This window comes from Pseudomonas sp. AC070 (assembly GCF_979258635.1).
Genome location: NZ_OZ409871.1, coordinates 3,087,490 through 3,109,569, shown reverse-complemented (window position 1 = coordinate 3,109,569; position 22,080 = coordinate 3,087,490). Strand labels below are relative to the sequence as shown.

Genomic DNA, 22,080 nt, shown 5'->3' with positions numbered 1-22,080 from the left:
CGGTGTAGAACGAGAGAGACTGACGTGAGCAAGCGAGCCTTTAACTTCTGCGCAGGCCCAGCCGCGCTTCCCGAAGCTGTACTGCAACGTGCTCAGGCCGAGCTCCTGGACTGGAACGGCAAAGGCCTTTCAGTGATGGAGATGAGCCATCGCAGCGATGACTACGTGGCCATTGCTGAGAAAGCCGAGCAAGACCTGCGCGACCTGCTCGCTATTCCGTCGAACTACAAAGTGCTGTTTCTGCAAGGCGGCGCCAGCCAGCAATTTGCCGAAATCGCGCTTAACCTGCTGCCAGAAGACGGCACGGCTGACTACATCGACACCGGTATCTGGTCGAAGAAAAGCATCGAAGAAGCCCGGCGCTACGGTAACGTCAACGTCGCCGCCAGTGCCAAACCGTACGACTACTTCGCCATCCCTGGCCAGAACGAGTGGCAGCTGAGCAAGGACGCCGCCTACGTTCACTACGCCAGCAACGAAACCATCGGTGGTCTGCAATTCGACTGGATTCCGGAAACCGGTGACGTGCCTCTGGTGGTTGATATGTCTTCGGACATTCTCTCGCGCAACCTCGACGTGTCGAAGTTCGGGCTGATTTACGCCGGCGCGCAGAAGAACATCGGCCCGTCCGGCTTGGTGGTGGTGATCGTGCGTGAAGATCTGCTCGGCCGTGCCCGTTCCAGCACGCCGACCATGCTCAACTACAAGGTCGCGGCCGATAACGGCTCGATGTACAACACCCCGGCGACGTTTTCCTGGTACCTCTCTGGCCTGGTGTTCGAATGGCTGAAAGAGCAGGGCGGTGTCGCGGCGATGGAGCAGCGTAACCGGGCGAAGAAAGAGCTGCTGTACGGCGCCATTGACGCCAGCAATCTGTACAGCAACCCGATCGCCGTGAACGCGCGCTCCTGGATGAACGTGCCGTTCCGCCTCGCAGACGAGCGCCTGGACAAGCCATTCCTGGCCGGCGCCGACGCCCGCGGCCTGCTCAACCTTAAAGGCCACCGTTCGGTCGGCGGTATGCGCGCCTCTATCTATAACGCCGTCGGCCTCGATGGCGTTCAAGCGCTGGTTGCCTACATGGCGGAGTTCGAGAAGGAGCACGGCTAATGACGGGTGTACCTTCCGAGCACGAGCTCAAAGCGCTGCGGGTTCGCATTGACAGCCTCGACAAGCGAATTCTCGACCTGATCAGCGAGCGCGCCAGCTGCGCGCAAGAAGTAGCACGGGTGAAAATGGCCGCGCTACCCGAGGGCGAGAAGCCAGTGTTCTACCGCCCAGAGCGTGAAGCCTGGGTGCTCAAACACATCATGGAACTGAACAAAGGCCCGCTGCCGAATGAAGAAGTGGCGCGTTTGTTCCGTGAAATCATGTCGTCGTGCCTGGCGCTCGAGCAGCCGCTGAAAGTGGCTTACCTGGGCCCGGAAGGTACCTTTACCCAGGCGGCAGCGATGAAGCATTTCGGCCATGCGGTGATTACCGTGCCGATGGCTGCCATCGACGAAGTGTTCCGCGAAGTGGCCGCCGGTGCGGTGAATTTCGGCGTGGTGCCGGTGGAAAATTCCACCGAAGGCGCGGTGAACAACACACTCGACAGTTTCTTTGAGCACGACTTGGTGATTTGCGGCGAAGTTGAGCTGCGCATCCACCATCACCTGCTGGTTGGCGATGTAACCAAGACCGACCGCATCACCCGCATTTACTCCCACGCTCAGTCCTTGGCGCAGTGCCGCAAGTGGCTGGACGCGCATTACCCGAACGTGGAACGCGTAGCAGTTTCGAGCAACGCCGAAGCAGCCAAACGGGTGAAAAGCGAGTGGAATTCGGCGGCAATTGCCGGCGACATGGCCGCAGGTTTGTATGGCTTGAGCAAGTTGGCCGAGAAGATCGAAGACCGTCCGGATAACTCCACGCGCTTCCTCATCATTGGCAGTCAGGAAGTGCCGCCGACCGGCGACGATAAAACCTCGATCATCGCCTCCATGCGCAACCAACCGGGCGCCTTGCACGAGTTGCTGGTGCCGTTTCATGCCAATGGCATCGACCTGACCCGCATCGAAACGCGGCCTTCGCGCAGCGGCAAATGGACCTATGTGTTCTTTATCGACTTCGCCGGCCATCACCGTGATCCGCTGATCCGTGACGTGCTGGAAAAGATCAATCAGGAAGCGGTCGCACTGAAAGTATTGGGCTCGTATCCCAAGGCAGTGCTGTGACCTCCACGATTCTCTGAGGAGAACCCATGAGCAGTGATTTCCTCGCCCTGGCCCAGCCCGGCGTGCAAAAGCTATCGCCTTACGTGCCGGGTAAACCGGTGGACGAGCTCGCCCGTGAGCTGAATCTGGACCCGGCCAGCATCGTCAAATTGGCCAGTAACGAAAACCCGCTGGGGCCAAGTCCGAAATCGCTGGAGGCCATTCGCGTGGCGGCCGCCGAATTGACTCGTTATCCCGACGGCAATGGCTTCGAGTTAAAAGCTGCGCTGGCCGAGCGCTGCGGTGTGCAGACTAACCAAGTGACGCTCGGCAACGGCTCGAACGACATTCTTGAGCTGGTCGCCCGTGCGTATTTGGCGCCTGGCTTGAACGCGGTGTTCAGCGAGCATGCGTTCGCCGTTTATCCCATCGCCACCCAGGCGGTCGGCGCTCAGGCCAAAGTGGTGCCGGCGAAGGAGTGGGGGCACGACCTCGACGCCATGCTCGCGGCCATCGACGCCAACACCCGTGTGGTGTTTATCGCCAACCCGAACAACCCGACCGGCACCTGGTTTGATGCCGATGCGTTGCGCCGTTTCCTCGCCAACGTGCCGGCCCATGCGCTGGTGGTGCTGGACGAGGCGTATATCGAATACGCCACCGGCGGTGAGCTGCCGGACGGGCTGAATTACCTCGCCGCACACCCGAACTTGCTGGTGTCGCGCACATTCTCCAAGGCGTATGGCCTGGCTGCGTTGCGCGTGGGCTACGGCGTATCGTCGCCCGCCATTGCCGACGTGCTAAACCGCGTTCGCCAGCCCTTCAACGTCAACAGCCTCGCCCAGGCGGCGGCGTGTGCGGCGCTGGCGGATGCGGACTACCTTGATGAAAGTCGCGCGCTGAACGACGCGGGCATGCAGCAACTGGAGCAGGGCTTCCGCAAGCTGGGCCTGAGCTGGATTGCCTCGAAAGGCAACTTCATCGCTGTGGACCTCGGACGCGAAGGCATGCCGGTGTATCAGGGCCTGCTGCGCGAAGGCGTGATCGTGCGTCCGGTTGCCAACTACGGCATGCCCAACTTCCTGCGCGTCACCATCGGCCTGCCGGCCGAGAACACCCGCTTTCTGGATGCGCTGACCAAGGTTCTTGCCAGTGGCTGATGTCATGGCGGCGCAACAGCGTGCACCTATGATCGAGCGCCTGGTGGTGATTGGCCTGGGCTTGATCGGCGGGTCGTTCGCCAAAGGCTTGCGCGAAAGCGGCTTGTGCCGGGAAGTGGTCGGTGTGGATCTGGACCCCGAGTCGCGGCGCATGGCGGTCGAGTTGGGTGTGGTGGATCGCTGCGAGGCCGAATTGGCTGCCGCCTGTCAGGGCGCCAGTGTGATTCAGCTGGCGGTTCCTATTCTGGCGATGGAAAAGCTGCTGCGCGAATTGGCCAAGCTCGACCTCGGCGACGCCGTGCTGACAGATGTCGGCAGCGCCAAAGGCAATGTGGTGCGCGCGGCGCGTCTGGCCTTCGACGGTTTGCCGGCGCGGTTCGTGCCGGGTCACCCCATTGCCGGGTCGGAGCAGAGCGGTGTTGAGGCCTCGAATAGCGAGTTGTTCCGTCGTCATAAAGTGATTTTGACGCCGCTTGAACAGACGGATTCGGCAGCGTTGAGCCTGGTCGACGCCCTTTGGCGTGCGCTGGGCGCCGACGTTGAGCATATGGCGGTGGAGCACCACGATCAGGTGCTGGCCGCCACCAGTCACTTGCCGCATCTGTTGGCATTCGGGCTGGTCGACTCGCTGGCCAAGCGCAGCGAGAACCTGGAGATCTTTCGTTACGCCGCTGGCGGTTTTCGCGACTTTACGCGGATTGCCGGCAGCGACCCGGTGATGTGGCATGACATCTTTCTCGCCAACCGCGAGGCAGTGCTGCGCACGCTGGACACTTTTCGCAGCGACCTCGACGCCCTGCGCGACGCGGTCGATGCCGGGGATGGGCATCAGCTTTTGGGCGTTTTCACTCGCGCTCGAGTGGCCCGTGAGCATTTCAGCAAAATTTTGGCCCGTCGGGCCTATGTGGACGCTATGAATACCAACGATCTGATTTTCCTGGCCAACCCAGGTGGCCGTTTGTCCGGCCGTATTCGTGTACCGGGCGACAAATCCATTTCCCACCGCTCGATCATGCTTGGCTCGCTGGCTGAAGGCGTGACCGAGGTGGAAGGTTTCCTCGAAGGTGAAGACGCCTTGGCGACCCTGCAAGCGTTCCGCGACATGGGCGTGGTCATCGAGGGCCCGCATCACGGCCGCGTGACCATTCACGGCGTTGGTCTGCATGGTTTGAAGGCGCCGCCCGGCCCGATTTATCTCGGCAACTCCGGCACGTCGATGCGTCTGCTTTCGGGCCTGCTGGCGGCGCAGCCGTTCGACGTTACGTTGACGGGCGATGCGTCGCTGTCCAAACGTCCGATGAACCGCGTGGCCAAGCCACTGCGTGAAATGGGCGCCTTGATCGACACCGCTGCTGAAGGGCGTCCGCCCATGACCATTCACGGAGGCCGTCGCCTGGGTGGCATGACGTACGAAATGCCGATGGCCAGTGCTCAGGTGAAATCTTGCCTGCTGCTCGCCGGTCTGTACGCTGCGGGCTCCACCACCGTGATCGAGCCTGCGCCAACGCGTGACCACACCGAGCGCATGCTGCGCGGCTTCGGTTACCCGGTGACCGTCGAAGGCAACAAGGCGACTGTTGAATCCGGCCACAAACTGACCGCGACGCACATCGAAGTGCCGGCGGATATTTCCTCCGCCGCTTTCTTCTTGGTCGCCGGTTCGATTGCCGAAGATTCCGAGTTGGTGCTGGAACATGTCGGCATTAACCCGACCCGTACTGGCGTGATCGACATCCTGCGTCTGATGGGCGCCGACATCACGCTGGAAAACCAGCGGGAAGTGGGCGGCGAGCCGGTAGCCGATTTACGCGTTCGCTCGGCCAAACTCAAAGGCATCGACATTCCGGAAGACTTGGTGCCGTTGGCCATCGATGAATTCCCGGTACTGTTCGTTGCTGCCTCTGTTGCTGAAGGGCGTACCGTTCTGCGTGGCGCGGAAGAGCTGCGGGTTAAAGAGTCCGACCGTATTCAGGTGATGGCCGATGGGCTGCTGGCGTTGGGCGCGAAAGTCGAGCCGACGCCGGACGGCATCATCATCGATGGCGGCACGTTGGGCGGCGGCGAAGTGCACAGCCATGGCGACCACCGCATCGCCATGTCCTTCAGCGTCGCTTCGCTGCGCGCTACTGCGCCAATCCGCATTCACGATTGCGCCAACGTCGCCACCTCGTTCCCGAACTTCCTCGGCCTGGCCGCGCAAGTGGGTATCCGTGTAGCTGAAGAGGGCAAGTCATGAGCATTCAGGCGCCAGTCATCGCAATCGACGGTCCAAGCGGTTCGGGCAAGGGCACCATTGCCAGCTTGGTCGCCAAAAAACTGGGCTGGAGCTTGCTGGATTCTGGGGCGCTGTATCGCTTGCTGGCATTCGCAGCGCGCAACCATGGTGTCGACCTCACCAATGAAGAAGCGCTAAAACTGCTCGCCGCTCATCTGGATGTGCAGTTCGTGGCGGCCGCCAATGGCCAGCCGCAACGCATCATTCTTGAAGGCGAAGAAGTGACTGACGCGATTCGCAACGAGCAGATCGGCGCCGGCGCTTCGCAGGTCGCCGCACTAGGCGCCGTGCGGGATGCGCTGTTGCAGCGCCAACGCGCGTTTCAGGAAATGCCAGGGCTTGTGGCGGATGGTCGCGACATGGGCACCGTGGTTTTCCCCGACGCTCCGCTTAAGGTTTTCCTGACGGCCAGCGCGGAAGAGCGTGCTCGACGCCGGTACTTGCAGTTGAAGGCCAAGGGCGACGATGTTAATCTTGCGAGTCTGCTAGACGAGATTCGTCTGCGCGATGAGCGCGACACTCAGCGTACGGTGGCACCGCTTAAACCAGCGGCTGACGCCATTCTGCTGGATTCCACCGAACTCTCGATCGAGCAGGTGCTGGAACGCATTCTGAACGAAGTCGCCAACCGCGACCTCGCTGGATGACAGAGCAGGTCTGTGAGGAACCCAGTCTTTATCCCACACCCGGCTTTTAAACTAACGAAACCCACATTGTCTGGAGTGTGGATGCTGGGCGGGTTTATCCGTCCTAGATCAATCAGGAATTAACATGAGCGAAAGCTTTGCAGAACTTTTTGAAGAAAGCCTAAAAACCCTCGACATGCAGCCGGGCGCAATCATCACTGGTATCGTTGTTGATATCGATGGTGACTGGGTTACTGTCCACGCCGGTCTGAAGTCTGAAGGCGTCATCCCGCTCGAGCAGTTCTACAACGACGCTGGCGAGCTGACCATCAAGGTCGGTGACGAAGTACACGTTGCGCTGGACGCGGTTGAAGATGGCTTTGGTGAAACCAAGCTGTCCCGTGAAAAAGCCAAACGTGCAGAGTGCTGGATCGTTCTGGAAGCGGCTTTCGCAGCTGAAGAAGTGGTTAAGGGCGTTATCAACGGTAAGGTTAAAGGCGGCTTCACAGTCGACGTTAACGGCATCCGTGCGTTCCTGCCAGGTTCTTTGGTTGACGTTCGCCCAGTGCGCGACACCACGCACCTCGAAGGCAAAGAGCTGGAATTCAAAGTCATCAAGCTCGACCAGAAGCGCAACAACGTTGTCGTTTCCCGTCGCAGCGTCCTCGAAGCCGAGAACTCCGCCGAGCGTGAAGCTCTGCTGGAATCCCTGCAAGAAGGCCAGCAAGTCAAAGGTATCGTCAAAAACCTCACCGACTACGGCGCATTCGTCGATCTGGGTGGCGTGGACGGTCTGTTGCACATCACCGACATGGCTTGGAAGCGCATCAAGCATCCATCGGAAATCGTCAACGTTGGCGATGAGATCGATGTAAAAGTGCTGAAGTATGATCGTGAGCGTAACCGCGTTTCCCTGGGCCTGAAGCAACTGGGCGAAGACCCATGGGTTGCTATCAAAGCGCGTTACCCAGAAGGCACTCGCGTGACTGCTCGTGTAACCAACCTGACCGACTACGGCTGCTTCGCTGAGCTGGAAGAAGGCGTTGAAGGTCTGGTGCACGTTTCCGAAATGGACTGGACCAACAAGAACATCCACCCGTCGAAAGTCGTACAAGTTGGCGACGAAGTGGAAGTTATGGTTCTGGACATCGACGAAGAGCGTCGTCGTATCTCCCTGGGCATCAAGCAGTGCAAAACTAACCCGTGGGAAGATTTCTCGGGTCAGTTCAACAAAGGCGACAAGATCTCCGGCACCATCAAGTCGATCACCGATTTCGGTATCTTCATTGGTCTGGATGGCGGCATCGACGGCCTGGTTCACCTGTCCGACATCTCTTGGAACGAAGTAGGCGAAGAAGCTGTACGCCGCTTCAAGAAAGGCGACGAGCTGGACACCGTGATCCTGTCGGTTGACCCAGAGCGTGAGCGCATCTCCCTGGGCATCAAGCAACTGGAAAGCGATCCGTTCTCCGAATACGTTGCTACCAACGACAAAGGCGCGATCGTTCGCGGCACCGTCAAAGAAGTCGACGCCAAGGGCGCTGTAATCACCCTGGCCGAAGGCATCGAAGCTGTACTGAAAGCCTCCGAAATCAGCCGCGACCGCGTTGAAGACGCCCGCAACGCGCTGAAAGAAGGCGAAGAAGTAGAAGCTAAAATCATCAGCGTTGACCGTAAGAGCCGCGTAATCAGCTTGTCGGTCAAGTCGAAAGACGTTGAAGACGAAAAAGAAGCCATCAAAGAAATGCGCAAGCAGGAAGTTGAAACTGCTGGTCCGACCACCATCGGTGATCTGATCCGCGCACAAATGGAAAACCAGAACTAAGTTCTGAGCTTCCGTTAAGAAAAAGGGCGACTTCGGTCGCCCTTTTTTGTTTTTGAATTCAACAAGCTGCAGCGTTCAGGGGGCTGTTCAAAGCGCTGCGGTCATGCTAAAACCTTTGCAAGCTGATCTAGTCGCTTGAAAACGAAGGGAAAATCATGACCAAGTCCGAACTGATCGAACGCATCGTCACCCACCAAGGGCTCCTGTCCCCAAAAGACGTCGAGCTGGCCATCAAGACCATGCTGGAGCAGATGTCGCAGGCCTTGGCCACGGGGGATCGGATCGAGATTCGAGGGTTTGGCAGTTTTTCTCTGCACTTCCGCGCACCGCGGGTAGGGCGTAACCCCAAGACCGGGCAGTCGGTTCGGTTGGATGGGAAGTTTGTGCCGCATTTCAAGCCCGGGAAGGAGTTGCGGGATCGGGTTAATGAGGATGAGTGATCAGCAGTTCCAACGCCTTGTCTGATTTCCTTTTCGCCTGCGTGCTGTCTATCTTCGAGCCTTGCTAGCCAAACCGATTCGCACTCATAGATAATCCTCTCCTTGCTAAGAGCGATGTCCGCTCTCTTTTCACCTCGCCTAGCGTCGCGATAGTCGGTCGCGCGGCCTTATTTCTAATCTTTATATGCCCATCGTCCAGCTCTCCAATGGTGTCACCTTCGACGCCGAACTAAATAAGACGGTGCTTGATTGTGCCAAGTCGAAAGATATTATTCTCGAATATAGCTGCAGGACGGGGCGATGCGGCGTCTGCAAAGCTCACGTAATCCAAGGGCGCACCGCGGTTCATCAGGAAGAGCAAGCGCTATCAGATGAGGAGGCTGCAGCAGGTTATATCTTGACGTGCTGCCGTTCGGCGCTTTCAGATCTTGAGCTCGATGTCGAAGATTTAAGTCAATTCGCTAAATGCCCTGCTAAAACCTTACCTTGCCGTGTCGACTCTATTACACCACTTGCCGGCGATGTCGTCGGGGTCGTGTTAAGACTTCCGCCGAATAATGGAATGAATTATCTGGCTGGCCAATATATTGATGTGATTGCTCGCGGCATGCGTCGAAGCTATTCCGTTGCTAATTTCCCGCGGTCTGACGGAAAGATCGAGTTGCAAATCCGCCGAGTAGAAGAGGGTGTGCTAAGTGCGTACTGGTTTGGCGAAGCGAAGGCAAATGACTTGCTGCGTCTCGAGGGGCCATTGGGCACGTTTGGCTTACGTACGCTTGATCCGAAGCATCTGATTTTTCTCGCCACTGGCACTGGAATCGCTCCCATCAAAGCGATGCTGGAACAAATGGCGATCCAGCCTGAGCTGCTTGTCGGGAAGTCGGTTCACGTTTACTGGGGCGGTCGCACCCAGCAAGACCTTTATTGGCAGCCGGTTTTTGCTGCTCTACCGATGCAGTTTGTTCCGGTATTATCGCGCCCCGATTCATCATGGAGCGGGCGCACAGGGTACATTCAGCAAGCGGTCTTGGATGATGCGCTGGCGCTGGACGATTCGGTTGTTTACGCCTGCGGATCAGACGCAATGATTCATTCAGCGCGCGACATGTTAGTTAATGCCGGCTTGTCGACGAAAAGTTTTTATTCCGACGCATTTGTAAGTTCGAATTAATAGGAAAGATCATGAAGGCTGTAATTCTTGCAGGTGGCTTAGGGACGCGTCTAAGCGAAGAGACCAGTACTCGGCCCAAGCCCATGGTTGAAATCGGCGGAAAACCTATTCTTTGGCATATTATGAAGATGTATTCCGCGCACGGCGTGAACGACTTTATTATTTGCTGTGGTTATAAAGGTTATTTGATTAAAGAATACTTCGCGAATTACTTTCTGCATATGTCGGACGTTACCTTCAATATGCAAGATAACACCATGAAAGTGCATGATCGCCGGGCTGAGCCTTGGTGTGTCACGCTGGTGGATACAGGCGAAGAGTCAATGACGGGAGGTCGCCTGCGCCGTGTGGGCGAATACCTGCGCAATGAGGAGGCGTTTTGTTTTACCTACGGTGATGGCGTCAGCGACGTCGATATTCAGGCAACACTGGATTTCCACCGCAAGCATGGAAAGCGGGCTACTTTGACTGCCACCTATCCACCAGGGCGCTTTGGTGCGCTGGATATAAGTGAAGGCCAGGTGCTCAACTTCAAAGAAAAGCCCAAAGGCGATGGCGCTCTTATCAATGGCGGTTTCTTTGTTCTCAATCCGAACGTTCTGGACCTGCTGGTTGACGACAGCACGGTCTGGGAGCAAGAGCCTTTGATGGCGCTCGCCGCTCAGGGCCAGCTAATGTCTTTCGAACATTCCGGGTTCTGGCAGCCGATGGACACGCTTCGCGACAAACACCTTTTGGAAGAGTTGTGGCAAAGCGGCAAAGCGCCGTGGAAGTCGTGGGAGTGATGATGAAAGGCGCGGTTTTGCCCACTTTTTGGCAGGGCAAGAAAGTTTTTCTGACGGGCCACACTGGCTTCAAAGGTAGCTGGCTGTCGCTCTGGCTGCAAAGCATGGGCGCTCAGGTGCAGGGCTTCGCTTTGCGGCCTCCGACTGTTCCCGCGCTATATGACGTTGCGCAAGTCGGCCTGGGTATGGAATCGCAGATTGGGGATATTCGAGAGCTGCAGGCGATCACCCGTAGCATGGTCAGCTTCAATCCTGAGGTGCTGATACATATGGCGGCTCAGCCTCTAGTGCGTCTTTCTTATCGCGAACCGGTGGAAACCTACGCGACGAACGTTATGGGTACGGTCCATGTGCTAGAAGCTGCGCGACAATGCGCCAGCTTGCGCGCGATCGTGAACGTCACCACCGACAAATGCTATGAGAATCAGGAGTGGGACTGGGGTTATCGCGAAAACGAACCCATGGGTGGGCACGATCCATACAGCAACAGCAAGGGCTGCGTAGAGCTGGTTACAGCCGCTTACCGCAATTCTTTCTTCCAGGCCCCCGGGGCTCCTGCGCTAGCCTCTGCCCGTGCTGGCAACGTAATAGGAGGAGGGGATTGGGCTGAAGATCGTCTAATTCCTGATATCCTAAACGCCTTTGCGAAAGGCCTTGCGGTAACTGTCCGTAATCCACTCTCTACAAGGCCATGGCAGCACGTTCTGGAGCCGCTCAGTGGTTATCTGGTTTTGGCCCAGCAGTTATGGGAAGACGGCCAGGCGTTTGCGCAAGGTTGGAATTTCGGTCCGCGCGACGAGGATGCTCGTCCTGTGGAGTGGATTCTTGATCGCATGGTGCAATCCTGGGGGGAGGGCGCGCGTTGGCAGTTGGACGAGAATCCGCAGCCGCATGAAGCCCGTTATCTCAAGCTGGATATTTCCAAGGCTCATCACCGGCTGCACTGGTCGCCTACTTGGACGCTGGAGTCGACGCTAGACCGCATCATTAACTGGCAGCGTGCGTGGTTAGCTGGCGAGGATATGCGCGCCGCTTGTATCGCTGAAATCACCGCCTACATGGCGGACATGGCTGCACAGCGTACCTGATGTACGCCTCATTCGAATTGATAAAGCAGGAAGATTCATGACCCCCGATATGCTCCGCCAAGAAATCAGCAAGCTCGTTGAGCAGTACGCGCTAGCGACATTGGCACCTCAACCTTTTGTGGCCGGAGAAAGTGTCATTCCGCCGTCCGGCAAGGTGATAGGTGCGCGTGAACTGCAGCTGATGGTGGAAGCCTCTCTGGACGGTTGGCTCACTACGGGTCGTTTCAACGCGGAGTTCGAGAAAAAACTCGCGGAGTTCCTTGGCGTCAAATACCTGCTTTCGGTCAACTCTGGTTCTTCAGCCAATCTGGTGGCGTTTAGCACTTTGACGTCACCGAAATTAGGTGACCGTGCGATAAAAAAAGGCGACGAAGTAATCGGTGTAGCGGCAGGTTTTCCCACAACGGTAAACCCGATTGTGCAGTTCGGTGCGGTTCCAGTGTTCGTCGACGTCGATATGGCCACGCACAACATCGATCCTGAGTTGATCGAAGCAGCCATCACACCGAAGACCAAGGCGATCATGCTCGCACACACCTTGGGCAATCCCTTCGACCTGGCCAAGGTCAAGGCACTTTGCGAGAAGTACAACCTTTGGTTGGTCGAAGATTGCTGCGACGCCTTGGGTGCGACCTACGACGGAAAGTTGGTCGGCACGTTCGGCGATATTGCCACCCTCAGCTTCTATCCTGCGCACCACATCACTATGGGCGAAGGCGGTGCCGTGTTCACCAACAACGCGCAACTCAAGGTTATCGCTGAGTCGTTCCGCGACTGGGGCCGCGACTGCTATTGCGCGCCGGGCTGCGATAACACCTGCGGCGACCGGTTTGGTCAGCAATTGGGCAGCCTGCCCAAAGGCTATGACCACAAATATGTGTACGCGCACCTAGGCTACAACCTTAAAATCACCGATATGCAGGCTGCCTGCGGTTTGGCGCAATTGGAGCGTGCGCAAGAGTTCATCGACGCGCGCAAACTCAACTTTCAATTGCTCAAGGCGCGGCTGGCCAGCCTGTCCGACTTTCTGGAGATTGCGGAGCCTACGCCAAATAGCGAGCCATCCTGGTTCGGTTTTCCGGTCACCCTGAAAGAAAGCAGCGGTGTACAGCGTGTCGACCTGCTCAAATTCCTCGACCAGAACAAAATCGGTACCCGCCTGCTGTTCGCCGGCAACCTCACCCGCCAACCGTACTTCCAGAATCTGGAATACCGCGTCGTTGGCGAACTGACTAACACTGATCGAACCATGAATCAGACGTTCTGGTTGGGCGTGTATCCAGGCTTAGGCCAGGAGCATTTCGATTTTGTTGGCGAAAAGCTTGAAGAGTTTTTCGGCATCGGTTTCTGACAGGCCTCCCGCCACCGGCTGGGGATTTTTACGCGTCGAGCGGTTGGGTCGACGAAGAATTAGCGCGAACGCAGCACCGGTCAGGACGTTTTACCCCGGCATTCATGCAATACCGCCGGCCTCACCGAACGCGTTTACGGAAGGAGTTTGCCCATGGCAGCGCAAGACAAAGTGAAAGTTAGCGAGCAGATTGCCGAAGCGCTGGAAGCTCTGGGCATTCGGCATGTGTTCGGCATTATCGGGGCCGGCAACGTCCACCTGTTCGAAGCCATCACACGCCGTGGTTACTCGGAAATCGTCTGCGTGCACCATGAGCAGGCCGCCTGTATGGCTGTGCAAACTTACTACCGGACTAATGGTCGTCTTGCGGCTGCGCTGCTGACCACGGGCGCCGGGTCCACCAATGGTGTGACAGGCGTGGTGTCGGCCTGGGCCGACTCCATTCCGTGCGTGGTAATTGCTGGAAACGAAAACTCTAAATTCTGCTTCCCCGAGAACCCGCTGCGGATGTGGGGCGTGCAGGGTTACGACTCGTGCCAGATGGTCAGCCAGGTATGCAAATACACCCAGCGCGTCACCAAGCCGGAGCAAGCTGTCTACGAGTTGGAAAAAGCCGTGCATGTGGCCCTTGAAGGGCGTCCAGGTCCTACCTGGATAGAAGTGCCGATGGATATTCAATCCAGCCACATCCCGCCGGCGGCCATGTTGCGCTTTGAGCCCCCGGTACAAAACCAAGACGTCAGCGCCGAGGTCAGCGCCCAGATCGATAGCGTCATCCAGGCTTTGCTTAACGCCGAACGTCCGTTGTTGTGGCTGGGTAACGGTATTCGTCTGGCTGGAGCCGAAGGGCAGCTCGTACCGCTGCTGGAAACATTGGGTGCGCCTGCCCTAGTGAGCTGGGCGGGTATTGATATGGTCGACTCCGATCACCCGCTCATCGTCGGCCGTGCCGGTGTTTACGGCCAGCGTGCCGCTAATTTTGTCTTGCAGAATAGCGATTACGTTCTGGCCATTGGTACACGCCTGGCCATTCCGCAAGTTGGCTACGATCTTAGCGAGCTGGCCCGTGGCGCACGCATTGATGTAGTCGACATTGATCGCGTTGAAGCTGTGAAACACGCTGTGCGTACCGAACAGGCCATTGTCAGTGACGCCAGGCTGTTTATTCAGGCGCTACGGTCGCGTCTGGCTAACCTCAGCATGCCGTCGAGAGCCGATTGGTTGCACATGTGCCGCGGCTACACAGAGCAATTCCCTTGGGTTGGTGAGGAGCACGCCGACAAGGGCGGTTTTATCAACTCCTATCGCTTTATGCAGCATCTCAACGGCTTCTTTAAAGCTGACCAAGTGGTGGTCACCGACATGGGTACTGCCCTGTTGTGCGGGCATCAGGTTCTGCGTATCAAAGATGGCCAACGCCTGATGACCTCCACGGGGCTCGGCGAAATGGGCTACGGCTTACCCGCCGCCATTGGAGTTTCCTTCGCCACGGACCGTGGCGAAGTCATGTGCCTGAACTGTGACGGCGGCATGATGATGAACCTGCAAGAATTGCAGACCGTTGTGCACCATCAGTTGCCCATCAAGCTGTTCATTTTCAACAATGACGGCTACCTCATGATCAAGCACACCCAGAACTCGCTATTCAAAGGCTGCTACGTAGGCACCGACCGAGCCTCTGGCGTCTCTTGCCCAGACTTTTCCAAACTTGCCACCGGCTTCGGTATCCCGGCATTCCAAATCCGCACCTGGGACGAAGTCGACGCCACGCTGGAAAAAGTCCAAGCCGCCACCGGCCCGGTAATCTGCGAAGTATTCATGCATCCTGAACAGTTGTTTTCCCCGAAACTTTCGGTAGTCGCCAATGCTGACGGCTCGCTAGTGTCGCCGCCGTTAGAGGATCTCTCGCCCTTGCTGCCGCGGGATGTTCTGGACGAGGCGATGTTGGGTGGGATGCACGAAAAGTCGAAGCGTCTGTAATGAGCCGCGTAGCTATCATCGGCGCGACTAGCCAAATAGCCAAAGACTGGATTCGCTCCAATGCGTTGAGTACAGCTTTTGAGCTGCTACTGTTTGTTCGTGATACAGCTGTTATGGAAGCATGGCTGCAAGAAGTGGGTCTAGTCGGGCGCTATCAGGTGTTCGCCTATGGACAATATGATTCTCAAGCTCACGATGCGGTGGTGAACTTCGTAGGAGTTGGCGATCCCTCGCGAGCGGCTCAAATGGGTGGCGATATATTTGATATCACGCTCGAATTCGACAACCTGATTCTCTCCGAGCTAAAAAAACATCCAACACGACGCTATCTTTTTATTTCTAGCGGAGCAGTGTATGGCGATAGTTTTGATCAGCCGGTCCGCACCGCAACCCTGGCTACTTACGCCGTCAATAATCTTGGCCCGCAAAATTACTACGCCGTTGCAAAGTTGCACGCGGAAGCGCGTCATCGGGCTTTGGCTGATTTAGCAATTGTCGACGTGCGAGTGTTCAACTATTTCAGTCGCCATCAGAGCCTCGCATCAAGATTTTTTATAGTCGATATTATTAACTCGATAAAGTGCGGAGCCGTTCTACAGACCTCGCCGGATCCGATGTCGCGAGATTTCCTGCATCCGTCTGATTTTCATCAGCTAATTTGCTGTCTTCTCATTGCTGCGCCACAAAATATGGTTGTGGATTGTTACTCGGCTGGGCCCGTAGAAAAGCAGGTGCTGCTGCAAACCATGCGGGAGCACTTCGGCCTACGCTATGAAATAGTGCCTGGCCTCGCTGCGCCCATGAACACCACAGGATTAAAACCGCACTACTACTCAACCAATAAGAAGGCAGGCGAGTTTGGCTATCGACCGGCGTATTCATCTCTGGATACGTTGCGCGAGGAAATATCAGCGCTGCTAACAGTCGGTTGATAAATGAGTAACATGAATTGGAGAAGTTTATGAGCCGGAGCCGAAAAGTTAGAGTCGCAATTATTGGTTCCGGTAATATCGGCACCGATTTGCTGGTTAAAGTTACTCGCTCGGCGCACCTTATTTGTACCCTGTTTGCCGGTCGAAACCTCTCTTCGACAGGAATGCTGCGCGCTGCAGAACTAGGTATTCCAGTTTCCGACCGTGGCATCGACGCCATTGTTGCCAATCCAAAAATCTGCGACGTAGTTTTCGACGCCACATCCGCCCAAGCCCATGTCGAACATTGGGCCGTTTTGCGTGAGCTGGGCAAAACCGTAATCGATATGACGCCCGCCAAACTCGGGGAATTTTGCATTCCGGCCATTAATGCTCAGGAATGTCTAGACACCGGCGCGCGCAATATCAACATGATTACCTGCGGAGGGCAGTCCTCTATCCCGATTGCCAGCGCCATTTCGGCAGTGCACCCGCAGATCGAATACATCGAGGTGGTTTCCAGCATTGCTTCGCGCAGCGCCGGCCCCGCAACCCGTGCCAATCTGGACGAGTACATCGAGACCACAGAAGAAGCGTTAATGCGTTTTTCAGGTGCCCAACATACCAAGGCGATCCTGATCCTTAATCCGGCTAACCCGCCGATCGATATGCAGACCACCATTTACGCCAAGATCAGTAATCCCGACATTCCAGCCATTCGTGAGTCGGTGGCAAGGATGGTGGCGACTCTGAAAACCTATGTGCCCGGCTATGAGCTGATAGTGCCGCCCACCATTGAGGGCGATCGGGTGCTTACGACCATCAAGGTCATCGGTGAAGGCGATTACTTACCCAAGTACGCAGGCAATCTGGACATCATTAACTGTGCCGCTATTGCGGTAGCTGAACTGATTGCGGTTTCGGCGGTGGCGGAGGAATACGATTATGTCTAAGGCGATCCTTATCAGCGACCCGACTTTGCGCGACGGCAACCATGCCGTCGGCCACAAGTTGAGCGCGGAAAGTTATTCCGCTTACTGCCGGGCCGCTGAAACGGCTCGCGTGCCGATCGTTGAGGTAGGCCATGGCAACGGCCTTGGCGGCTCTTCCATGTTGGTGGGCGAAAGCCTGGTAAGCGATATCGATGTGCTGCGCATTGCCCGCGAAAACCTCACCAATACCCGTCTGGCCATCCACGTGATTCCGGGTTTTTGCACCATTAAAAAAGACCTTAGCAAGGCCGTTGAGCTGGGCGTCGATGTGTTTCGCATCGCCGCCCATTGCACCGAGGCGGATGTTACTAATCGTCATATCAGCTATATCCGCGGTGCCGATAAGGAAGCCTGGGGCGTGTTAATGATGACGCATATGGCCAGCCCGCAGACTCTTCTGGAAGAAGCCAGGAAAATGGAATCCTACGGTGCTCAGGCCATCGTCATTATGGATTCTGCAGGCGCACAACTGGTGGACGATGTGAAAGCGCGCGTTAGCACCTTAGTAAATGGCCTATCGATTCCCGTCGGCTTCCATGGTCACAATAACTTGGGGATGGCGGTAATCAATTCGATAACCGCGGTCAACGAGGGCGCCTCCATTATTGACGGTACTATTCGTGGTTTTGGTGCTGGCGCTGGTAATACCCAGCTGGAAGTGCTTGTGGGGGTATTGCATAAGTTAGGTTTCGATACCGGCGTGGATTTATTCAAAATTCTTGATGCGGCATCCATTGCCGATCAAGAGTTAGGGTTTGGCGCCCCTTCGATTTCGCCTCTTTCGATTGTCAGTGGCTTGGCGGGAGTGTTTTCAGGATTCGCCAAGCCGGTGGCGCGGGCGGCGGCCGAGTATAAGGTGGATGCGCGAGATATCTTTTTCCGGCTCGGGGAGCGTAAAGTCGTTGCAGGGCAGGAGAGTTTAATTATCGAAGTGGCGCGGGAATTGGCAGAGAAGGCCTGATCAGACACAGCGCAGAGAGTGATCAAATCCTCTTGTACGAGAGAGGGCCTTCGGGTCTGTGCCTTACTGAAGTATGGTTACTTCGAATAATTACGTGCCGAATAGATATGGAAATATGATGGATATTCTGAAAAAAGTTTTTCGTAAAGGGTTTGTCACTCGACTGAGAAGTTTCGTCAGACGTCGTGTGTTGGCTGCTTTCTTCGCCAAGGATTATTCGACTGATCCATACTTTAATCCCGAGCTTGTCCAATCTGGCTTCACTGACCGTAGATCGAACGTCAGCGACAAAAAAATATTTGAACGCATTATCAGATCTTACAACCAGGCTAAAGAAGTCCAAGCATCTGCATCAAGCATTTATCAAGTGGGAAATGAGTGGCTACCGATTTACCAAGGCTACATGGGCGACATTATGAACGCTCTATCGACTGGTTCGGTTGAAAAAGTCAGTGCTATTTACAATAATTTTTTTCGTGAGCCGTGCAGTGTTGGTTTACATGGGTTTCCTCTAGATATGTTCCGGAATTTCTTCGTTGATAATATTGAGCAGAAAAATAAAAGGCTCTTTTTGAATGACTTTCTGCACCGTTATCGACTATGGTGCTCGACGATTGGCGAATCAGCCAGCATTAACAGCCTTAAATCGCCAGATGTTGGAAATCCTTATGGGCTAACGATCGATAATGTGTTCATTCGAGCGGGTTCTGATTATCTGCATTATTACGCCTCGATGATCGCCAGACTCATTCGGGGCGGAAAACAGCGCAAAGTGGTCGTGGAACTGGGAGGGGGATTTGGGGGAATGCCCTATTATCTAGTTCGGGATAATAGCGATATTACGTACTACGATTTTGACCTGCCAGAAAACCTAGCGCTAACGGCGTTCTATTTGCTTAGTGTCTTTCCGGATAAAAAAATAGCGTTGTATGGCGAAGTGGATGTCGGAACTTTAAACCCGGATGACTACGATATAGTGCTGATGCCAAACTTTGAGATTGCGCGGATGCAAAATGATAGCGCGGATTTAGTATTCAATTCTTACAGCTTGGCAGAAATGTCCGCAGAAGCAGTGGATAACTATCTATGTCACTTTAATCGGATGTCGAATAAATTTATCTTTCATATCAATCACACGCGCGATAGTGTTGTGAAGGCTGACCAGTTTAAGGTGGATCTGAATAAGTTTGAGTTGGTCTACCGTGCACCCGCCCTTTGGAATATGGCGCGCAATATCGAAATGGATGAGTTCGAGTACTTGTTTAAGAACAAAAGCCTGGTATTTACTGGGGAGCCGCAAGTTGTCACTTGAGAGCGCGCTGCTCAATGGCAAGCCAAGCGTAGGGTCCCGGCCGCTTTAACATGCTCGGTGGAGGGGTTGTTGAACCCTGCAAGCTCGAGTTGTCACCCCAGGATATGGAATGAAGATAAAAAATTTGCTGAGTCATGATTTTCGACATACAGCAATCAACCAGGTCTGGAGGCTCATTTCAGGACCTTTGTTGCTTTTATTGATACCGCTTTACCTTTCTGCTGAAGCGCAAGGCTACTGGTATACCTTCGTTAGTTTAGCCGCACTCGCGGTGTTTGCCGATATGGGTTTTTCCGCAGTGCTAATGATGTTCTCGGCCCATGAGTTCGCTCACTTGAAATTTAATGAGGACGCCACTCTCAACGGCGACGCCAGACACCTCGGGCGTTTGGCTACCTTGTGGGCATTTGCTATGAAATGGTCAGTTCTGATGGCTTTCGTGGTTTTTCCGCTGGTTTTGACGGTTGGCGTTTACATATTAAGCACTAAAAACTCGCAGGTTGAGTGGGTGCTGCCTTGGATCATTTACGGTTTGGCGTCGGTACTGGTGTTTATCAACAGTATGTTGTTGTCCTTTATCGAGGGCTGCGACAGCGTGGGTAGCATTCAGAAGATTCGCTTCAGGATAGGCGTGATCAACGTAGCTGCCACGTTGTTATTTCTGACGACTGGGCTGGAGCTGTACGCCTTAGCTCTGTCGCTTGCGCTTTCCGCCGTCGCAGGTGGCGTGTTGGTACTGGCCAGTTACCGAAAAACGTTTGTACAGCTATTCGGCTTGGCTAAAAAGGATACGCATCAATGGCTCCGTGAAATACTTCCGTTGATCTGGCGTTATTCGATTAGTTGGATAAGTGGATATTTCATCGTGTCGTTGTTCGCGCCCATGGCATTCAAATTTTACACACCTGTTGAAGCTGGACAGGCGGGTTTGTCGGTCGCAGTGTGCGCCGCGATATTTGGAGTTTCAAATATGTGGATTACGGTTGTGACGCCAAAAATCAGTATTTATGTGGCGCGCAAAGAATACTCCGCTTTGGACGTGATGTTCTTCAAACATCTGGCTTTTGCAGCTATCAGCTATATAATCGGCATGGTTATTTTGTATGCGGTTGTGGATTATTTAGATATCTACTTTTCGCTTGCGAGCCGGTTAGTTGACCCGATTTCGCTAGCGTTGCTGGCGACCGGATGGTTTTTTCAGCTCGTGATCACCGGGCTGGCAGTTTACATGCGGGCCTTCAAAAGAGAACCGCTGGTTATTCCCTCTGTATTGAACGGTCTCCATGTTGGTTTGGGTACCTTATTGATCTGCATTTACCTACCCTTCAAACTTTTTTTCTTTGGTTTTTTCAGTGCTTACCTGTGGGCGCTACCTTGGGTTGTCTACGTATTTGTTAAATACCGAAGAAGCAGGGAGCTACATGCTGCTTAATAGAAAACTGGCTATCGTCATTCCCGTCTACAATCGCGCTGCTTTTGTCGAACGTTCTCTTGAGGTGCATGTTCCGCTTGCCGAAAAACATGGCATTGCCATCTATGTTTCGGATAACTGCTCGGAAGACGATACGGCGGACGTCGTCTCCAGGTGGATGGAAAAATCGCCCTGCGTTTTCTATTCCTGCAATCATAAAAATGTAGGCGCAGATCGCAATTTTGAAGCCGCCCTTAAGCTTCCGTACGCTGAATATGTGTGGCTGTTGGGCGATACCTACAGGCTCCCCGAGGGGGCGCTTGAGTACGTCCTGAAAGTGCTCGAATCGCAGACTTACGCGGCTGTTGTCACTAACCTGAGCCGCAAACTCACTATAGCGCCGCGCGCTTATTCCGATGGCAATGAGCTACTCAGTGATGTATGCAGTGTAATTAGCTGCCTGAGCTGTCTTATTTATCATAGAGATCTTATCAGCGCGGCGGCGTTTCCACGCTATTACGACTCTTATTTCATTCAGACCGGCATTCTGTTGGAGTACATTGCCGGCAAAGAAGTAACAGTTTATTGGGCTGGAGACCTATCTGTGCTGAGCCTTGCCGCTGGTGATCTTCAGAAGACCAGTTGGGTGGATACGCCACGAGTGGCGGAAATTGGTGTTGAAAAGTGGGTAAACTTTGTATTTTCGCTTCCGCCGAGTTACGCACTTACGGTAAAGCTCAAAGCCGCCCGAAACTTCGGTTTGTTGAGCTGGCGTGGAATAGCTGTTATGCGTGCGAATGGTTTTCTTACTTCGGAATTACTTAAGCGTTATCATGATGCGTTCTGGTTGGCAGTTAACAGCAGGAGTAAGTTCTACGCGCTGTTCGTAATCTGTCGATTGCCCATTGGTATGGTCAAGCATTGTATAGAAGCATTTCGAAAATACCGGAGCCGCAGAAATGCTCAGTAAGATCTACCACTTAACGCTGCGTGCGCAGGCGAAGTGGCGGGCGGCGTGGGTTAATCGCTTGAATGGTACTGGCTTCACCTCCGTAGGCCGCTTGTGCAAAATTCGTGGCGTTGGAATTATTACCGGTGTGAGCGTTAACATCGGCGACTGCTGCTGGATCGAGGCGGTGAACAGCTACCCGACGTATTCAGGCATTCAGCAATTCAGCCCGGTAATAAATCTGGGTAATAACATCTCGATGAGTGGCTCGGTGCATATCTCGGCAGTGAACCGCATCGAAATCGGCAGCGATACGTTGATTGGTAGCAACATCTACATCGGTGATCACAGCCATGGGCACTACGCAGACGACTCTACTTGTGCTGCTGAATCTCAATACGCGCCCATATTACGACCCCTAGCTGATATTGCACCTGTTCAGATTGGCCAGCGTTGCTGGATCGGCGACGGGGTGGTCATTCTTGCTGGCGCCCAGATTGGTGATAATACGGTGGTGGGGGCCAATAGCGTGGTTAAGGGTGTTTTCCCTGCCAATGTAGTAATTGCAGGTGCTCCGGCGAAGATCATCAAGTCACTGGTTTAGATCGCGAATTGCGATGTTGATTCTTTTGAAGAATGGATAGGGTT

Annotated in this window: 19 protein-coding genes; all 19 read left to right on the top strand. The window is 55.0% G+C overall.

Annotated features, from left to right (window positions below):
* The first annotated feature begins 24 nt into the window (after window positions 1-24).
* The 19 genes from serC (at window position 25) to ACZZ0Q_RS13870 (ending at window position 22,036) form a co-directional block, all read left to right on the top strand.
* A complete protein-coding gene (gene serC, locus ACZZ0Q_RS13960; RefSeq protein WP_463541888.1) occupies window positions 25-1,110 on the top strand; it encodes a 3-phosphoserine/phosphohydroxythreonine transaminase in 1,086 nt (361 codons plus the stop codon).
* Window positions 1,110-2,216 carry a prephenate dehydratase gene (gene pheA / locus ACZZ0Q_RS13955; protein ID WP_122497890.1) on the top strand — a complete coding sequence of 369 codons (1,107 nt, stop codon included), beginning with the start codon at window positions 1,110-1,112 and terminating at the stop codon, window positions 2,214-2,216. Before serC ends, pheA begins: the two co-directional genes overlap by 1 nt.
* Before the next feature lie 26 nt (window positions 2,217-2,242).
* On the top strand, window positions 2,243-3,355 hold the full coding sequence (hisC, locus tag ACZZ0Q_RS13950) for a histidinol-phosphate transaminase (RefSeq protein ID WP_463541889.1): 1,113 nt from the start codon (window positions 2,243-2,245) through the stop codon (window positions 3,353-3,355).
* Between the two features lie 28 nt (window positions 3,356-3,383).
* Entirely contained in the window at window positions 3,384-5,591 is a 2,208-nt protein-coding gene (locus ACZZ0Q_RS13945) for a bifunctional prephenate dehydrogenase/3-phosphoshikimate 1-carboxyvinyltransferase (RefSeq protein WP_240994530.1), read from the top strand.
* Window positions 5,588-6,277, top strand: a complete 690-nt coding sequence (gene cmk, locus ACZZ0Q_RS13940) for a (d)CMP kinase (RefSeq protein WP_122453301.1) — start codon at window positions 5,588-5,590, stop codon at window positions 6,275-6,277. The genes ACZZ0Q_RS13945 and cmk overlap by 4 nt, the downstream gene beginning before the upstream one ends.
* Window positions 6,278-6,401: 124 nt before the next feature.
* Window positions 6,402-8,081, top strand: a complete 1,680-nt coding sequence (gene rpsA, locus ACZZ0Q_RS13935; protein WP_463541890.1) for a 30S ribosomal protein S1 — start codon at window positions 6,402-6,404, stop codon at window positions 8,079-8,081.
* Window positions 8,082-8,236: 155 nt separating this feature from the next.
* Window positions 8,237-8,521 (top strand): integration host factor subunit beta, encoded by a 285-nt coding sequence (gene ihfB / locus ACZZ0Q_RS13930; protein WP_108098123.1) that lies wholly within the window; start codon window positions 8,237-8,239, stop codon window positions 8,519-8,521.
* Between the two features lie 184 nt (window positions 8,522-8,705).
* The gene (locus ACZZ0Q_RS13925; protein WP_463541891.1) at window positions 8,706-9,692 is read left to right on the top strand and encodes an FAD-binding oxidoreductase; all 987 of its coding nucleotides are present in this window, start codon (window positions 8,706-8,708) and stop codon (window positions 9,690-9,692) included.
* 11 nt (window positions 9,693-9,703) lie between these two features.
* Window positions 9,704-10,477, top strand: a complete 774-nt coding sequence (rfbF, locus tag ACZZ0Q_RS13920) for a glucose-1-phosphate cytidylyltransferase (protein WP_122453298.1) — start codon at window positions 9,704-9,706, stop codon at window positions 10,475-10,477.
* Window positions 10,478-10,479: 2 nt separating this feature from the next.
* Window positions 10,480-11,565, top strand: coding sequence for a CDP-glucose 4,6-dehydratase (gene rfbG, locus ACZZ0Q_RS13915; RefSeq protein ID WP_463561024.1), 1,086 nt, complete (start codon window positions 10,480-10,482; stop codon window positions 11,563-11,565).
* Window positions 11,566-11,602: 37 nt separating this feature from the next.
* Window positions 11,603-12,916 carry a lipopolysaccharide biosynthesis protein RfbH gene (rfbH, locus tag ACZZ0Q_RS13910; protein ID WP_463541892.1) on the top strand — a complete coding sequence of 438 codons (1,314 nt, stop codon included), beginning with the start codon at window positions 11,603-11,605 and terminating at the stop codon, window positions 12,914-12,916.
* A 153-nt stretch (window positions 12,917-13,069) separates the two neighbouring features.
* Complete coding sequence (locus tag ACZZ0Q_RS13905) at window positions 13,070-14,896, top strand: thiamine pyrophosphate-binding protein (protein ID WP_463560679.1); 1,827 nt, start codon at window positions 13,070-13,072, stop codon at window positions 14,894-14,896.
* Complete coding sequence (locus ACZZ0Q_RS13900; RefSeq protein WP_463560678.1) at window positions 14,896-15,828, top strand: NAD-dependent epimerase/dehydratase family protein; 933 nt, start codon at window positions 14,896-14,898, stop codon at window positions 15,826-15,828. Before ACZZ0Q_RS13905 ends, ACZZ0Q_RS13900 begins: the two co-directional genes overlap by 1 nt.
* 29 nt (window positions 15,829-15,857) lie before the next feature.
* The gene (locus ACZZ0Q_RS13895; protein ID WP_463541896.1) at window positions 15,858-16,760 is read left to right on the top strand and encodes an acetaldehyde dehydrogenase (acetylating); all 903 of its coding nucleotides are present in this window, start codon (window positions 15,858-15,860) and stop codon (window positions 16,758-16,760) included.
* On the top strand, window positions 16,753-17,760 hold the full coding sequence (dmpG, locus tag ACZZ0Q_RS13890; RefSeq protein WP_463541897.1) for a 4-hydroxy-2-oxovalerate aldolase: 1,008 nt from the start codon (window positions 16,753-16,755) through the stop codon (window positions 17,758-17,760). The genes ACZZ0Q_RS13895 and dmpG overlap by 8 nt, the downstream gene beginning before the upstream one ends.
* Before the next feature lie 118 nt (window positions 17,761-17,878).
* Complete coding sequence (locus ACZZ0Q_RS13885) at window positions 17,879-19,072, top strand: putative sugar O-methyltransferase (RefSeq protein WP_463541898.1); 1,194 nt, start codon at window positions 17,879-17,881, stop codon at window positions 19,070-19,072.
* A gap of 109 nt (window positions 19,073-19,181) precedes the next feature.
* Window positions 19,182-20,504 (top strand): hypothetical protein, encoded by a 1,323-nt coding sequence (locus ACZZ0Q_RS13880; RefSeq protein WP_463560676.1) that lies wholly within the window; start codon window positions 19,182-19,184, stop codon window positions 20,502-20,504.
* On the top strand, window positions 20,494-21,453 hold the full coding sequence (locus ACZZ0Q_RS13875) for a glycosyltransferase family 2 protein (RefSeq protein WP_463560675.1): 960 nt from the start codon (window positions 20,494-20,496) through the stop codon (window positions 21,451-21,453). The genes ACZZ0Q_RS13880 and ACZZ0Q_RS13875 overlap by 11 nt, the downstream gene beginning before the upstream one ends.
* Complete coding sequence (locus ACZZ0Q_RS13870; RefSeq protein ID WP_463541900.1) at window positions 21,443-22,036, top strand: DapH/DapD/GlmU-related protein; 594 nt, start codon at window positions 21,443-21,445, stop codon at window positions 22,034-22,036. The genes ACZZ0Q_RS13875 and ACZZ0Q_RS13870 overlap by 11 nt, the downstream gene beginning before the upstream one ends.
* Window positions 22,037-22,080: the final 44 nt, after the last annotated feature.